Source organism: Kitasatospora sp. NPDC085879, assembly GCF_040686255.1.
Taxonomy (GTDB): Bacteria; Actinomycetota; Actinomycetes; order Streptomycetales; family Streptomycetaceae; genus Kitasatospora.
This window is the reverse complement of record NZ_JBFBJZ010000070.1, coordinates 1-14798: the sequence shown is the minus strand read 5'-3', so window position 1 is coordinate 14798 and position 14798 is coordinate 1. Positions and strand designations below refer to the sequence as shown.

The window sequence follows — 14798 nt, the reverse complement described above, 5'->3', positions numbered from 1 at the left end:
GGGGACAGCACCCCACCGTGGCGGGCGGCGCCGCGCCGTGCACGCCGCCGTGCCGCCGGGTCACCCGGACGAGCGGTCACCCCCGGACGAGCGGCCGGTCCCCGGAGTACCGCCGGCGGCGGACGGGCCGGGCAGGATGCCGCGGATCTCGCACCGCGGGCCGCTGGCCCGCATCAGCCGCAGGTCCGCGGTGACCAGGGGAGCGCCGAGTTCCTCGGCGACCGCGACATAGGCGGCGTCGTCCGGGGTGAGGTTGTCCTTGAGCGCCCAGATCCGGCCGAGCAGGGGTGTCACGTCCACCCGCCGGACGGTCAGTGCGGGCAGCTGTCCGGCGATCTCGGCGACCCGCTCGGCGGTGACCTCGCGCGCGAGGTACAGGCCGCGCAGGGACTGCATCACCTCGATCAGCACGTGGTCCGGCGCGGCCCACTCGGTGTCCCGGGCCAGTTCGGCCCGTGCGGCCCGGCCGCGTTCCCCGTCGTCCGCCAGTGCCAGTACCAGCGCGGACGCGTCCACCACGATCACTCGGCCTGCCCCCGGCTGTCGCTCCGGCCGGCTCCCGTCGTGCCGCCGGCTCGGCACCACCGTAGCCGTCACCGACCCTCTGCCGCGGGCCCGACCTCCCGGGCGCCTGCTGCCGCCTCCCGCCCGCCGCCTCCCGCCCGCCACCCGTCGGCCGCCGGGTCAACGGGCCGCCAGCAGTCCCACCAGCACCGAGCTCGCGTTGGCCGTGAGCGCGGCCGCGCCGAGCAGCGGCCAGGGCAGGCGTCCGCGGCCGGCCGCACCTCCCGTGGGCGTCCCCGGCCGTCCAACGGGTTCCCGCGCCGCCCCTGCCGTGGCCGTGCCCCGCTCCGCCGTCAGCAGTCCCGCCAGCGCGGCCTCGACCAGGCAGACCGAGACCTCGGCGAGCCCGAACGCCGTCCAGTAGGCTGCGGCGGGCCCGGCGGCGGCGTGCCGGAGCGACCACCAGAGCACCGGGTGCGTCAGACCGTTCACCGCGGCCCCCGTCAGGGCGGCCCGCGCGGGGCGGACGCCGCCGAGCGCGCCGAGCGCCGCGGTGTACAGCGGCACCTCGACGAGCAGCGTGAGGGCGAGAGCCAAGGGGTACGGCACGGTGTGATCGTGCCAGGGGCACGGCGGCGGCCGGGCGGGCAGGGGAGGACCGACGTGGCAGTGGGCGCGGTACCGGCGGTGCGGACGGCGGGCGGGGCCCTGCCGACGGCCGGGTTCGTGCTGGCCGCGGCCCTCGCCCTGACGGTCGCCCTGCGGGCCCCGGCCGGTCTGGCGGTGCTCGGTCTGGCGACCTTCGGCATCCTGCACAACGTCCTCGAACTGCGGTACGTCGCGGGCCGCTTCGAGCACGTCCTGGCGGGCCCCTTCCTGCGGCTGCTGCTGGTGCTGATCACCGGGATCGTGGTCTGCCGGCTCCTTCCGCCGGGTCCGCTCCCGCACACCGCCGAGATCCTGCTCGCGTACGGACTGCTGGCGGCGGCCTGCCTGCGGGCGCTGCGGGCCCGGCCGCTCGCGCTCGCCGGGGCCGGCCTGGTGCTGGCGGCGGCCGCGACGCTCTCGCTGGCCTTCCCCGCGTACCACTTCGTGGTGCTGGCGCACCTGCACAACCTGGTGCCGCTGGTCTTCCTCTGGGAGTGGTCGAGGTGCCTGCCGCGCGGCCGTGCGGTCTTCCTGGCGGTGCAGTGCGGCTGGGTGCTGGCGGTGCCGGCGCTGCTGCTGGGCGGCGCGTTGGACGGGGTGCTGACCCCGGCGGACGGGGGAGTGGCCCGGCTGGCGGCCGCGTACACGCCGCCGGCGTGGCTGCACACCGCGGCGGGGCTGCGCTTCGTGGCGGTCTTCGCCTTCCTGCAGACCATGCACTACGTGGTGTGGGTGTGGTTCCTGCCGCGCTTCGCGCCGGACGCCTCGGCGGCCTTCGAGCGGAGGGCGCCGCTGCTGCGCGGTCGGCGGGCCTGGCTGCTCGGCGTGGCCGCGGGGGCGGCGCTCGCCGTGCTGTTCGCCACCGACTGGGCGCAGGGCAAGGCGCTGTACGCGGCGGTGGCGAGCTACCACGCCTACCTGGAGTTCCCCGTCCTCCTGCTGCTGGTGGCGGGCCTCGCCCCGGCGCCGTCCGACCGTCGAAAGGACCTCTCGTGAACGCAACGGCCGCCCTGCTCGCGGACATCGCCCCGGAGCCCGCGGACTCCGCCGGGACACTGGTGATCGTCGTGGTGGGAGCCCTGGTGGTGGTGGGCGTGCTGGCCATGCTCTGGTACGCGCGGTCGCGCCGCAGGGGCTGAACTGCTGCGGTTGCGCCGGGGCATCGCCGGGTGAAGTTTGGACGCAGCCATGCACTATGGTTTATCTCGACATCGAGATAACTACGCACTATGCTTTATCTTGACGTCAAGATATCTGCCGAGAGGCGCACGCCTTCCATCATCGGCGCGGTGAGCTTAACTAAGGCTTACCTTACCACCGGGTGGACCCAGAAGGAGTCAGTCGTGTCCGCGAACAGCTTCGACGCCCGCAGCTCGCTGCAGGTGGGCGACGAGTCGTACGAGATCTTCAAGCTCTCCGCCGTCGAGGGTTCCGAGCGGCTGCCGTACAGCCTCAAGGTCCTGCTGGAGAACCTGCTCCGCACCGAGGACGGCGCGAACATCACCGCCGACCACATCCGGGCCCTGGGCAACTGGGACGCGACGGCCGAGCCGTCCGAGGAGATCCAGTTCACCCCGGCCCGCGTGATCATGCAGGACTTCACCGGTGTGCCGTGCGTCGTCGACCTCGCCACCATGCGTGAGGCCGTGAAGGAGCTGGGCGGCGACCCGTCCAAGATCAACCCGCTGGCGCCGGCCGAGCTGGTCATCGACCACTCCGTCATCGCCGACAAGTTCGGCACCCCGGACGCCTTCGTCCAGAACGTCGAGATCGAGTACGGCCGCAACAAGGAGCGCTACCAGTTCCTGCGCTGGGGCCAGACCGCATTCGACGAGTTCAAGGTCGTCCCGCCCGGCACCGGCATCGTCCACCAGGTCAACATCGAGCACCTGGCCCGTACCGTCATGGTCCGGGGCGGCCAGGCGTACCCCGACACCTGCGTCGGCACCGACTCGCACACCACCATGGTCAACGGCCTCGGCGTGCTCGGCTGGGGCGTCGGCGGCATCGAGGCCGAGGCCGCGATGCTCGGCCAGCCGGTCTCCATGCTGATCCCGCGCGTGGTCGGCTTCAAGCTCAACGGCCAGCTCCCGGCCGGCACCACCGCCACCGACCTGGTGCTCACCATCACCGAGATGCTGCGCAAGCACGGTGTGGTCGGCAAGTTCGTCGAGTTCTACGGCGAGGGCGTCACCTCGATCCCGCTGGCCAACCGCGCCACCATCGGCAACATGTCGCCGGAGTTCGGCTCGACCTGTGCGATCTTCCCGATCGACGCCGAGACCATCAACTACCTGAAGCTCACCGGCCGCGACGAGCAGCAGCTCGCGCTGGTCGAGGCGTACGCCAAGGAGCAGGGCCTCTGGCACGACCCGTCGGTCGAGCCGGTCTACTCCGAGTACCTGGAGCTGGACGTCTCCACCGTCGTCCCGTCGATCTCCGGCCCGAAGCGCCCGCAGGACCGCGTGATCCTGGCCGAGGCCGCGGGCAAGTTCGCCGAGGCGCTGCCGACCTACTCCGCCGAGGCCTCGAAGCCGACCGCCGTCACCGCCCCCGACGGCTCGTCCTACGAGATCGACAACGGCGCGGTCGTGATCGCCTCGATCACCTCCTGCACCAACACCTCCAACCCCTCCGTCATGCTGGGCGCCGCCCTGCTGGCGAAGAAGGCCGTGGAGAAGGGCCTCACGGTCAAGCCGTGGGTCAAGACCACCCTGGCCCCCGGGTCCAAGGTCGTCATGGACTACTACGAGAAGGCCGGCCTGCTCCCGTACATGGAGAAGCTGGGCTTCAACCTGGTCGGCTACGGCTGCGTCACCTGCATCGGCAACTCGGGCCCGCTGCCCGAGGAGGTCTCGGCCGCCGTCAACGAGTCGGACCTCGCGGTCGTCTCGGTGCTCTCCGGCAACCGCAACTTCGAGGGCCGGATCAACCCCGACGTCAAGATGAACTACCTGGCGTCCCCGCCGCTGGTGGTCGCGTACGCCCTCGCCGGCAACATGAACGTCGACATCACCCGTGACGCCCTGGGCCAGGACGCCGACGGCAACGACGTCTTCCTCGCCGACATCTGGCCGTCCGAGCAGGAGGTCGCCGACACCGTCGCCGGCTCCATCGACGAGGCCATGTTCGACAAGGGCTACCAGGACGTCTTCGCCGGCGACCACCGCTGGCAGTCGCTCCCCGTGCCGACCGGCAACACCTTCGAGTGGGACGCCGAGTCCACCTACGTCCGCAAGCCCCCGTACTTCGAGGGCATGGCCAAGACCCCGAGCCCGGTGAACGACATCGCCGGCGCCCGCGTCCTGGCCAAGCTGGGCGACTCGGTCACCACCGACCACATCTCCCCGGCCGGCAACATCAAGCCGGGCACCCCGGCGGCGCAGTACCTCACCGAGCACGGTGTGGAGAAGCGTGACTTCAACTCCTACGGCTCGCGCCGTGGCAACCACGAGGTCATGATCCGCGGCACCTTCGCCAACATCCGCCTGCGCAACCAGATCGCGCCGGGCACCGAGGGCGGCTACACCCGCGACTTCACCCAGGCCGACGCGCCGGTGTCGTTCATCTACGACGCCTCGCAGAACTACCAGGCCGCCGGCACCCCGCTGGTCGTCCTGGCCGGCAAGGAGTACGGCTCCGGCTCGTCCCGCGACTGGGCCGCCAAGGGCACCGCGCTGCTCGGCGTCAAGGCCGTCATCGCCGAGTCCTACGAGCGCATCCACCGCTCGAACCTGATCGGCATGGGCGTCCTGCCGCTGCAGTTCCCGGCGGGCAAGACGGCCGACTCGCTGGGCCTGACCGGCGAGGAGACCTTCTCCTTCTCCGGCGTGACCGAGCTCAACGAGGGCCGCACCCCGAAGACCGTCAAGGTCACCGCGGTCGGCGCGGACGGGACCAGCACCGCCTTCGACGCGGTCGTCCGCATCGACACCCCCGGTGAGGCGGACTACTACCGCAACGGCGGCATCCTGCAGTACGTGCTGCGCAGCCTGATCGGCTGAGTCCCGCACCGGAACGCGAGCGGCCGGGCCGCACCCCCACCCCGGGGGTGCGGCCCGGCCGCCGTCGTAGTAGCACGGAAGCATGGCGACGCGATCCGAGGTGTGGGACCTCGTCCACGCCGAACGGCGGGCCCTATTGGCGGACGTCCGGGACCTGGCCGCGGAACAGTGGATGGTGGAGTCGCTATGCGTGGGGCGGAGCGTCCGCGACACGCTGGCGCACATGGCGGCGACGGCCCGGATGAGCCCGCCGAGGTTCTTCCTCAAGATGGCCCGGGCCGGCTTCCGGTTCGAGGTGATGACGGCCCGGGAGATCGCCGAACTGACCGCCGGAGAGCCGGCCGCCACCGTGGCTGCCTTCGAGGCGGAGCTCGACTCGGTCGGCCACCCGCCCGGCCCGACGGACACCTGGCTCGGCGAGACGGTGGTGCACGCCGAGGACATCCGCCGCCCGCTCGGCATCACCCGCGCCTACCCGCCGAAGGCGCTGACCCGCTGCGCCGACCTCTACCTCCGCTCCAACCTGCTGATCGGGGGCAAGCGCCGGGCCGCCGGGCTGCGGCTGCGGGCCGCCGACACCTCCTGGAGCTCCGGGGACGGCCCGGAGGTGGTCGGACCGATGCTCTCCCTGCTGCTGGCCGTCACCGGCCGTCCTGCCGGCCTCGCCGGCCTGTCCGGGGACGGTCTGCCGGTGCTCACCTCCCGGCTCTGAGCCCCGCCCCGGTGCCCGCCTCCGGCGCACCGCGCCAACGCCCGTCGGCGCCCGCCCCCTTGTGCGCATCGGCTCCAGTGGACTAAACCTCTGTCTCGGCTTGGTTCAGACCAATTGACGCCGACTCAGAGAAGGCCACGGGCATGCCCAGACGCACCTCCGCAGTCCTCGCGATGGCAGTCGCCGCCGCGCTTGCCGCACCCACCGCCGCACAGGCCCACGACCACGGCCCCCGCCTCAAGGGCGAGCGGGTGGGCTACTTCACCCAGTGGGGCATATACGGCGGCTTCTCCGCCAGGAAGGTGCAGGACTCCGGCCAGGCCGGAAAGCTCACCGTCCTCAACTACGCCTTCGGCAACGTCTCCGCCGACGGCACCTGCTTCGAGGCCAACGCCGCCGGCGTCGGCGACGCCTGGGCCGACTACCAGCGCCCGGTCGGCGCCGATGAGTCGGTGGACGGCGTCGCCGACACCGCCGAGCAGCCGCTGAAGGGCAACTTCAACCAGCTGCGCAAGCTCAAGGCGAAGAACCCGCAGCTGCGGGCCGTCGTCTCGCTCGGCGGCTGGACCTGGTCCAAGTACTTCTCGGACGCCGCCGCCACCGATGCCGCCCGCAAGGAGTTCGTCTCCTCCTGCATCGACCTCTACCTCAGGGGCGACCTGCCGCAGCTCGGCTCCGCCGAGGGCGGGCCGGGCGCGGGCGCCGGCGTCTTCGACGGCATCGACATCGACTGGGAGTACCCGGGCGGCGGGGGCGACGCCGGCAACGTCGTCCGCCCGGAGGACGGCCGGAACTACACCCTGCTGATGCAGGAGTTCCGCCGCCAGCTGGACGCCCTCGGCCGGCAGCGGCACGCCCACTACCTGCTGACCGCCGCCGTCCCCGCCGGCGAGGACAAGGCCGACCGGCTGGAGGTCCGCAAGGTCGCCAAGTCGGTCGACTGGCTGAACCTCATGACGTACGACCTGCACGGCCCCTGGGAGGCCCAGGGCCCGACGAACCACCAGGCCAACCTGTACTCCGACCCGGCCGACCCGTCGCCGCAGAACGCCGGCCTCAGTGCCGACAAGGTGGTCCGGCACTACCTGGCCAAGGGCCTGCCGCCGGCCAAGGCGGTGCTCGGCGTGCCGTTCTACGGCTACGGCTGGACGGGCGTGCCGGACGGCGGCCGCGCCGGCCTGTACCAGAGCGCCACCGGTCTCGCCCGGGGCGGCAACCTGCCCTGGAATCGGATCAAGGACCTGCCCGGCACCGTCCACGAGGACCGCCGGCACGGGGCGACCTGGAAGTACGACGGCACCGAGTTCTGGACGTACGACACGCCCGAGCTGCTCACCCGGAAGGCGCGCTATGTCGCGACCAACGGTCTCGGTGGTGTGATGGCCTGGTCGCTGGAGAACGACGACACCGCGGGCACCCTCGTCGCCGCCCTGGACGCCGGTCTGCGGAGGTAACGGCAGGCGGTCGCCGCCGGACGGCGCGCAGTTTCGCGTATCACGATTTCGGTTCGTGGATGCGCGAAGCTGCGCGTTTCCATGTTCAAACGAGCAAGAACGCGCTACCTTCTCGGTACTGGTCGGGCGGCCGCAATGGGCAGGCTCCCTGCGCATTGCACATGCTGCACCGCCCGCAACGCTTTGACTCCCAACCTGACCCATCCAGCGGCCCGACTATTGCCGGAGGGTGAACAGTGGACTATACCTGTGCGCATCGACTTCACGCCTCTGACCGGCGCAGTTGCCGCTAGGCGGGCCCGAACAAACGGGAATTGACATCTCGTCATACCCCGGGGCATCACCATCTTCTTGGACATCGAGGGGCTAGGGGCACACTTCATGGGCTCTGCAACCGAGTACAACCGCCGGGACATCTTCAAGCGCGCCGCCGGCATCGCCGTGCTCGCGGCCACCGGCGGCTCTCTGCTCACCGCGTGTGCCGGCGGCACCGGCGGCAGCAGCGACAAGGGCGCCAAGGGCGCCGCGGGCTACAACCTGACCGACGCGAAGAACCCGTTCGGCGTCAAGGACGGCGAGGGCCTCGAGGTATTCATCTTCGACGGCGGCTACGGCAACGAGTACGCCAAGGCGTTCGAGGCGATCTACGCCAAGAGCTACCCCGGCGCCAAGATCAACCACCAGGCCGACAAGGACGTCACCGGCAAGCTCCAGCCGCGCTTCAACGCCGGCTCCCCGCCGGACGTCATCGACGACTCCGGCGCCAAGCAGATGAAGCTCGACGTCCTCGCCGACTCCGGCCAGCTGACCGACCTGGCCCCGCTGCTGGACGCCCCGTACATCGACGACCCGTCGAAGAAGATCCGTGACGTGCTGATGCCCGGCACCGTCGAGTCCGGCACCGTCAAGGGCAAGGTCTACAACCTGTCCTACGTCTACACCGTCTGGGGCTTCTGGTACTCCGGCAAGCTCTTCAAGGACAACGGCTGGACGGCGCCGAAGACCTGGGCCGAGTTCATCGACCTCTGCGGCAAGATCAAGGCCAAGGGCATCGCCCCGCTCGCCCACCAGGGCAAGTACCCGTACTACATCAACGTCGTCATGATGGACATGATCGCCAAGCAGGGCGGCCTGGACCTCATGAAGCGGATCGACAGCCTCGACGCCACCGCCTGGGACGACCCGGCCGTGAAGACCGCCGTGGAGTCGTTCTTCCAGGTCGTCGACAAGGACTTCCTGCTGCCCGGCACCAACGGCATGACCCACACCGAGTCGCAGACCGCCTGGAACCAGTACAAGGCCGCGTTCATCCCCTCCGGCTCCTGGCTGGAGAACGAGCAGCTGCCGACCACCCCGGCCGACTTCGACATGAAGTTCCTGCCGATCCCGTCGCTGCCCGGCGACAAGCTGCCCTTCGAGGCGATCCGCGCCGGTGCGGGCGAGCCCTTCATCGTCCCGTCCAAGGCCAAGAACGTGGCCGGCGGCCTGGAGCTCCTCCGGATGATGCTGACCAAGGAGGCCTCGGGCAAGTTCGCCCAGACCGCCAACAGCCTCACCTGCCTCAAGGACGGCGTCGGCCCGGAGGTGAAGCTCAAGCCCGGCACCCAGTCCACCGTGGTGGCCCTGAAGGCGGCCGGCACCAACACCTTCAACTTCCAGTACCCGAACACCGCCTCCAAGTTCGACGAGGACCTGCAGAACGCCTCGGGCGAGCTCATGGCCAAGCGCATCACTCCGGCGGAGTGGATCAAGCGGGCCAAGGAGTCGGCCGGCAAGAACAAGACCGCCTGACCGGTCGGACTAGAACAGCGCACCGGGGGCCCCGAACCGCCCCCGGTGCGTCCGCCTGACGGACAGGAGAAGTGACCGCAATGCGTCACGGCAAGTACCCCTTCATCGTGGGGTTCCTCTTTCTCCCGATCGTGCTGTACGTCGGCCTGGTGCTCTGGCCGTACGCGCAGACCTTCGGATACTCCCTGACCAACTGGTCGGGTGCGAGCCAGGAGATGGATTTCATCGGCCTGGACAACTACACGAGACTCCTCGATGACGAGGTCTTCGGCGGGGCGCTGTGGCACAACCTGCTGCTGCTGATCCTGCTGCCGATCGTGACGATACTGATCGCGCTCTTCTTCGCCTTCATGCTCAACGTCGGTGGGAAGACCGGCACCGGCGGCGTCCAGGGCGTGCGCGGCGCCGGCTTCTACAAGGTGGTCTTCTTCTTCCCGCAGGTGCTGTCGATCGCGATCCTCGCCGTCCTGTGGGGCGCGGTCTACCGCACCGACGGCAGCGGCCTCGCCAACGGCATCCTGATCAAGCTCGGCCTCGCCTCCGCGCACGACCCGGTGCAGTTCCTGTCCGACCCGGACATGGTGCTCTGGTGCGTCCTCGCCGTCCTCGTCTGGTCCGGCGTCGGCTTCTACCTGGTGCTGTTCTCCGCGGCCATGCAGTCCATCCCCAAGGACATCTACGAGGCCGCCCTGCTGGACGGCGCCAAGCGCGGACAGACCTTCTTCAAGATCACCCTGCCGCTGCTCTGGGAGACCGTCCAGACCGCCTGGGTGTACCTGGCGATCGTCGCGATGGACGCCTTCGCCCTCGTCTCCAGCATCACCCCGGGCGCCTACTTCGGCGGCGGCCCGGACCACCACAGCGAGCTGATCTCGACCTACCTGATGCGCAGTTTCCTGCGCAACGGCGAGGCCGGCTACGCCTGTGCCATGGGTGTGGTGATCTTCTTCTTCACCCTGATCCTGACCATCGTCTCGCTCTGGGTCACCAAGCGCGACAAGATCGAGTACTGAGCGGGGGCCGGGACATGAGCGAACGAAGTGAGCTCATCAAGAAGACCTGGGCGTTGTGCGAAGCACGCGCCGAGCGGAGCGAGGCGTGGGCATGAGCACTCTCGACAAGGCCGCGAGCCTTCCCGGCCAGCGCAGCGGCAGCCGGCCCGCCGACCGCCCGCAGCGGTTCGCCGACGGCGGCGGCGTGCTGAACGCCTTCTCGCACGGCTTCCTCGCCCTGTGGGCCACGATGATCATCCTGCCGCTGGCCTGGGTCGTCCTCGGTTCCTTCAAGACGGACAGCCAGATCAACGGCTCCGCCTGGAGCTGGCCCGAGTCCTTCGGGTTCGGCGCCTTCAGCCGGGCCTGGGAGAAGGGCATCGGCGGATTCTTCGTCAACACCCTGATCGTCCTCGCCGGGTCCCTCACCCTGACCATGCTGCTCGGCTCGATGGCCGCCTACGTGCTGGCCCGCTACGAGTTCAAGGGCAACAAGGTCATCTACTACCTGTTCGTCGCCGGCGCGATGTTCCCGGTGTACCTGGCCCTCGTCCCGTTGTTCTTCATGGTCCGCAACCTGGGCGAGATCAGCCCGCTGCTCGGCCTGAACAGCTACCTCGGCCTGATCCTGGTGTACGTCGCCTACTCGCTGCCGTTCACCGTCTTCTTCATGTACTCGTTCTTCCGGACCCTGCCGACCGCCGTGCACGAGGCGGCGATGCTGGACGGCTGCTCGCACACCCGGGCGTTCTTCCAGATCATGGTGCCGATGGCCAAGCCGGGCCTGATCAGCGTCGGCATCTTCAACGTCCTCGGCCAGTGGAACCAGTACATCCTGCCGGTGACCCTGATGCAGCCGACCACCGCCGGCGAGGCCGACCACTCGATGCTCGCCCAGGGCCTGGTCAACCTCGCCCTGCAGTCCGGTTACAAGAGCGACGCCCCGGCCCTGTTCGCCGGTATGACGATCGCCATGCTGCCGGTGCTGGTGGTCTACCTCTCCTTCCAGCGCCAGGTCCAGGCCGGCCTCACCTCGGCCACGCTGAAGTAGTCGGGGTACGCACGGAAAAGGGGCGCGTGGGTCACCACCACGCGCCCCTTGTGGTTCGCCCCGGTGTCCGCCGGGTCAGCCGCGGTCGCAGGCCTGTGCCCGCAGGGCCCGGGCCAGGTCGTCGCGGCACTCGACCACCAGCCGCCGCAGGGCCGGGGCCGCGTCCTCGTGCTCGGCGAGCCAGGCGTCCGCCGCGTCCATCGTCCTCTGCTCGGTCTGGTACTTCGGGAAGAAGCCGCCGACGATCCGCATCGCGATCTCGATCGACCGCTGCTCCCAGATGTCCTCCAGCATCGCGAAGTACGGGTCGGCGTACGGCGCCGTCAGCTCCCGCTGCCCGGCCTGCGCGAAGCCCGCGATCTGGGCCTCCACCAGGGCGTTCGGCAGTTCGTCGGAGTCGACGACGGCCGTCCAGGCGGCGGCCTTGGCGCCGGGCGTGGGGAGCGCGGCGAGGCACTGGGTCAGCTGGCGGCGGCCGCTCGCGGTGTTGTCACGCTGCAGCTCCCGCTCGATCTCCTCGCCCGTGGCGGCGCCGCCCGCGGCGAGCGCCAGCCAGAACGCCCACCGCAGTTCCTGGTCGACCTCCAGGCCGTCGATCCGGGCGGTGCCCCCCAGCAGGCCGCGGACCAGCTGCAGCTGCTCGGAGCCGTGCGCCGAGGCGGCGACGAACCGAGCCCAGGCCAGCTGGTGGTCACTGCCGGGCACCGCCGCCCGCAGCTCCCGGACGGCGCACTCGGCGAGCAGCCGGCCGCTCTCCTCGCGCCAGGCCGGGTCGGCGTACAGGTCGACCGCGGTCTGCGCCTGCAGGTGCAGCGACTGCAGGACGCCGATCTCGGACTCCCGGCCGGCGAAGTCCATCACCAGCGCCAGGTAGTCGCGGGCCGGCATCAGCCCGTCCCGGGTCAGGTTCCACACCGCGGACCAGGCCAGCGCCCGGGCCAGGTCGTCGTGGACGTCGCCGAGGCCGGCGCGCAGCGTCGCCAGCGACTCCTCGTCGAAACGGATCTTGCAGTACGTCAGGTCGTCGTCGTTGACCAGCACCAGCGCCGGCCGGCGCAGCCCGACGGCGTCGGCGACCACCGTCCGGCCGCCGGTCACGTCCAGCTCCAGCCGCGCGGTGCGCACCAGCGCCCCGGAGTCGTCCCGGTCGTAGAGGCCGACGGCGATCCGGTGCGGGCGCGGGGTGCCGCCGTCCTGGACGACGGCGAGCTCGGTGATCCGGCCCTCGGCGTCCACGGTGAGCTGCGGGGCGAGCGTGTTGACCCCGGAGGTCTGCAGCCAGGCGGCCGACCAGGCGGTCAGGTCGCGGCCGCTGGTCTCCTCCAGCGCGTCCAGCAGGTCGGTGAGCACGGTGTTGCCGTACGCGTGCCGCTTGAAGTAGGCACGGGCCCCGGCCAGGAAGGGCTCGCGGCCGACGTACGCCACCAGCTGCTTGAGCACCGAGGCGCCCTTGGCGTAGGTGATGCCGTCGAAGTTGAGCTTGGCGTCCTCCAGGTCCCGGATGTCCGCGGTGATCGGGTGGGTGGTCGGGAACTGGTCCTGCCGGTACGCCCACGCCTTGCGGCGGTTCGCGAAGGTGACCCACACCGCCCGGTACCGGGTCGCCTCGATCTGCGAGAACGAGCCCATGAAGTCCGCGAAGGACTCCTTCAGCCACAGGTCGTCCCACCACTTCATGGTGACCAGGTCGCCGAACCACATGTGCGCCATCTCGTGCAGCACCACGTTGGCCCGGCCCTCGTACGCGGCCTCGGTGACCCGCGACCGGAAGACGAACTCCTCGCGGAAGGTCACGCAGCCCGGGTTCTCCATCGCGCCGATGTTGTACTCAGGGACGAAGCACTGGTCGTACTTGCCGAACGGGTACGGGTAGTCGAACTCGTCGTGGAAGAAGTCCAGGCCCTGCTTGGTGACGGTGAAGATCTCGTCCGAGTCGAAGTACGGCGCCAGCGAGCGGCGGCAGGTCGCGGCGAGCGGGATCTCCAGCGCGGTGCCGTCCGGCAGGGTGCGGCTGTAGTGGTCGCGGGCCACGTGGTACGGGCCGGCCACCACCGCGGTCAGGTAGGTGGAGATCGGCTTCGTCGGGGCGAACCGCCAGGTACGGGTGCCGCTGCCGTCCGCGGCGACCTCCCCGTGCACCGCGTTGGCGTACACGTCCCAGGCCGCCGGGGCGACCACGGTGAAGGAGAACGGCGCCTTCAGGTCCGGCTGCTCGAAGTTCGCGAACACCCGGCGGGCGTCGGCCGGCTCGAAGTGGGTGTACAGGTAGGTCTCGCCGTCCGCCGGGTCGACGAACCGGTGCAGGCCCTCGCCAGTGCGGCTGTACGCGCAGTCCGCTTCCACCACGAGCTCGTTCTGCTCGGCCAGGCCCGGCACCGCCACCCGGACGCCGTCGAACACCTCGGCCGGGTCCAGCGCCCGGCCGTTCAGCACCACCGAGCGGACGGCCGGCGCCAGCAGGTCCACGAACGTGTCCGCACCCGGCGTCGAACAGCGGAAGGCGATCGTCGTGGTGGATCGGAAGACGTCGACCGCCGGGTCCGGCGCGGAGGTGACGTCCAGCTGGACCCGGTAGCCCTCCACCTGGATCAACTCGGCCCGTCGCTGGGCTTCTTCGCGGCTCAGGTTCTTGCCCGGCACGGCGGTACTCCTTTGTCCGGATCGCACGCTGTGAGGAAAATGCGCAGGCCGAGCCGGTGGGCCCGGCCGGTGGGCATCCTTTCACGCCGGGCCCGCGCCGCCCGGGCACGGCACCGGACGGTGCGCACGGAATCAACCGGGCCGCCGCACGGTTGGCACCGCGGGGTACACCCCGCACCCGAACGCCGACTGAAGGACGCCGTCCGTGACGACTGCCGACTCCCGCAAGATCGCCGACTTCTGGTTCGACCCGATCTGCCCCTGGGCCTGGATGACCTCCCGCTGGATGCTGGAGGTCGAGCAGCAGCGCCCGGTGGACACCCGCTGGCACGTGATGAGCCTGTCCGTGCTCAACGAGGGCCGCGACGAGCTGCCGGAGAAGTACAAGGAGCTGCTCGCCAAGGGCTGGGGCCCGGTGCGCGTGCTCATCGCCGCCGCCCAGGCGCACGGCGACAAGGTGCTCGGCCCGCTCTACACCGAGCTCGGCCTGCGCTTCCACAACCAGGGCCTGCCGAACGAGCGCGCCACCATCGAGGCGGCCCTGGAGGCGGCCGGCCTGCCGGTCGAGCTCGCGGACGCCGCCGACACCGACGCCTACGACGAGGCCCTGCGCGCCTCCCACCAGGAGGGCATCTCGCTGGTCGGTGAGGACGTCGGCACCCCGGTGATCGCCGTCGACGGACCGGACGGCGACCGGATCGCCTTCTTCGGCCCGGTGGTCACCCCCACTCCGCGCGGCGAGGCCGCCGCCCGCCTGTGGGACGGCACCGTCCTGGTCGCCTCCACCCCGGGCTTCTACGAGATCAAGCGCACCCGCACCGCCGGCCCGTCCTTCGAGTAAGGACCCCGGCGGGGGACGACAGAGGGGCGCGGGGACCGCGGGTGGGGAGGCACAGCCTGTGCCTCCCCGAGGAAGACGGCGAGGGCGGCGAGCAGCACGGGGACGGCGACCACCCGCAGGCCGACGGCCATGCCGGCGGTGAACTCGGCCGGGCCGTGGGC

The 14798-nt window shown here is 70.7% G+C and carries 12 protein-coding genes; 9 read left to right on the top strand and 3 right to left on the bottom strand.

The genetic code is table 11. The features are described 5' to 3' along the window. Positions 1-60: 60 nt before the first annotated feature. Both AB0P35_RS34710 and AB0P35_RS34705 read right to left on the bottom strand, forming a co-directional pair. Positions 61-516 (bottom strand): type II toxin-antitoxin system VapC family toxin, encoded by a 456-nt coding sequence (locus AB0P35_RS34710; protein ID WP_363518880.1) that lies wholly within the window; start codon positions 514-516, stop codon positions 61-63. 168 nt (positions 517-684) lie between these two features. Further along, positions 685-1113, bottom strand: a complete 429-nt coding sequence (locus AB0P35_RS34705; protein ID WP_363518877.1) for a hypothetical protein — start codon at positions 1111-1113, stop codon at positions 685-687. Positions 1114-1167: 54 nt separating this feature from the next. Here AB0P35_RS34705 and AB0P35_RS34700 point away from each other — a divergent pair, with 54 nt between their 5' ends. The 8 genes from AB0P35_RS34700 to AB0P35_RS34665 all read left to right on the top strand — a co-directional run bounded on the left by AB0P35_RS34700 (position 1168) and on the right by AB0P35_RS34665 (position 11156). Beyond that, positions 1168-2148: a hypothetical protein gene (locus AB0P35_RS34700; protein WP_363518874.1), complete on the top strand. Its 981-nt coding sequence runs from the start codon at positions 1168-1170 to the stop codon at positions 2146-2148. After that, a complete protein-coding gene (locus AB0P35_RS34695; RefSeq protein ID WP_363518871.1) occupies positions 2145-2291 on the top strand; it encodes a hypothetical protein in 147 nt (48 codons plus the stop codon). Before AB0P35_RS34700 ends, AB0P35_RS34695 begins: the two co-directional genes overlap by 4 nt. A gap of 204 nt (positions 2292-2495) precedes the next feature. Beyond that, positions 2496-5156: an aconitate hydratase AcnA gene (gene acnA / locus AB0P35_RS34690; protein ID WP_363518869.1), complete on the top strand. Its 2661-nt coding sequence runs from the start codon at positions 2496-2498 to the stop codon at positions 5154-5156. Between the two features lie 82 nt (positions 5157-5238). Further along, the gene (locus AB0P35_RS34685) at positions 5239-5868 is read left to right on the top strand and encodes a maleylpyruvate isomerase family mycothiol-dependent enzyme (RefSeq protein WP_363518866.1); all 630 of its coding nucleotides are present in this window, start codon (positions 5239-5241) and stop codon (positions 5866-5868) included. A gap of 143 nt (positions 5869-6011) precedes the next feature. Beyond that, a complete protein-coding gene (locus AB0P35_RS34680; protein WP_363518863.1) occupies positions 6012-7322 on the top strand; it encodes a glycoside hydrolase family 18 protein in 1311 nt (436 codons plus the stop codon). Positions 7323-7703: 381 nt separating this feature from the next. Further along, positions 7704-9113: an N-acetylglucosamine/diacetylchitobiose ABC transporter substrate-binding protein gene (ngcE, locus tag AB0P35_RS34675; RefSeq protein WP_363518860.1), complete on the top strand. Its 1410-nt coding sequence runs from the start codon at positions 7704-7706 to the stop codon at positions 9111-9113. A gap of 80 nt (positions 9114-9193) precedes the next feature. After that, positions 9194-10126, top strand: coding sequence for a sugar ABC transporter permease (locus AB0P35_RS34670; RefSeq protein ID WP_095874861.1), 933 nt, complete (start codon positions 9194-9196; stop codon positions 10124-10126). 91 nt (positions 10127-10217) lie between these two features. Next, entirely contained in the window at positions 10218-11156 is a 939-nt protein-coding gene (locus AB0P35_RS34665; protein WP_095875661.1) for a carbohydrate ABC transporter permease, read from the top strand. A gap of 75 nt (positions 11157-11231) precedes the next feature. Here the strand turns inward: AB0P35_RS34665 and pepN are convergent, their stop codons facing one another. Next, positions 11232-13796 (bottom strand): aminopeptidase N, encoded by a 2565-nt coding sequence (gene pepN / locus AB0P35_RS34660; protein WP_363518856.1) that lies wholly within the window; start codon positions 13794-13796, stop codon positions 11232-11234. A 205-nt stretch (positions 13797-14001) separates the two neighbouring features. On the opposite strand from pepN, the gene AB0P35_RS34655 reads away from it, so the two are divergent. After that, positions 14002-14637, top strand: coding sequence for a DsbA family protein (locus AB0P35_RS34655; protein WP_363518853.1), 636 nt, complete (start codon positions 14002-14004; stop codon positions 14635-14637). Positions 14638-14798 lie beyond the last annotated feature (161 nt).

What these genes read in the sequence shown, in the direction of transcription:
- AB0P35_RS34685 (WP_363518866.1), top strand. Translation starts at nt 5,239, where the DNA reads ATGGCGACGCGATCCGAGGTGTGGGACCTCGTCCACGCCGAACGGCGG.
- AB0P35_RS34680 (WP_363518863.1), top strand. Translation starts at nt 6,012, where the DNA reads ATGCCCAGACGCACCTCCGCAGTCCTCGCGATGGCAGTCGCCGCCGCG.
- ngcE (WP_363518860.1), top strand. Translation starts at nt 7,704, where the DNA reads ATGGGCTCTGCAACCGAGTACAACCGCCGGGACATCTTCAAGCGCGCC.
- AB0P35_RS34670 (WP_095874861.1), top strand. Translation starts at nt 9,194, where the DNA reads ATGCGTCACGGCAAGTACCCCTTCATCGTGGGGTTCCTCTTTCTCCCG.
- AB0P35_RS34665 (WP_095875661.1), top strand. Translation starts at nt 10,218, where the DNA reads ATGAGCACTCTCGACAAGGCCGCGAGCCTTCCCGGCCAGCGCAGCGGC.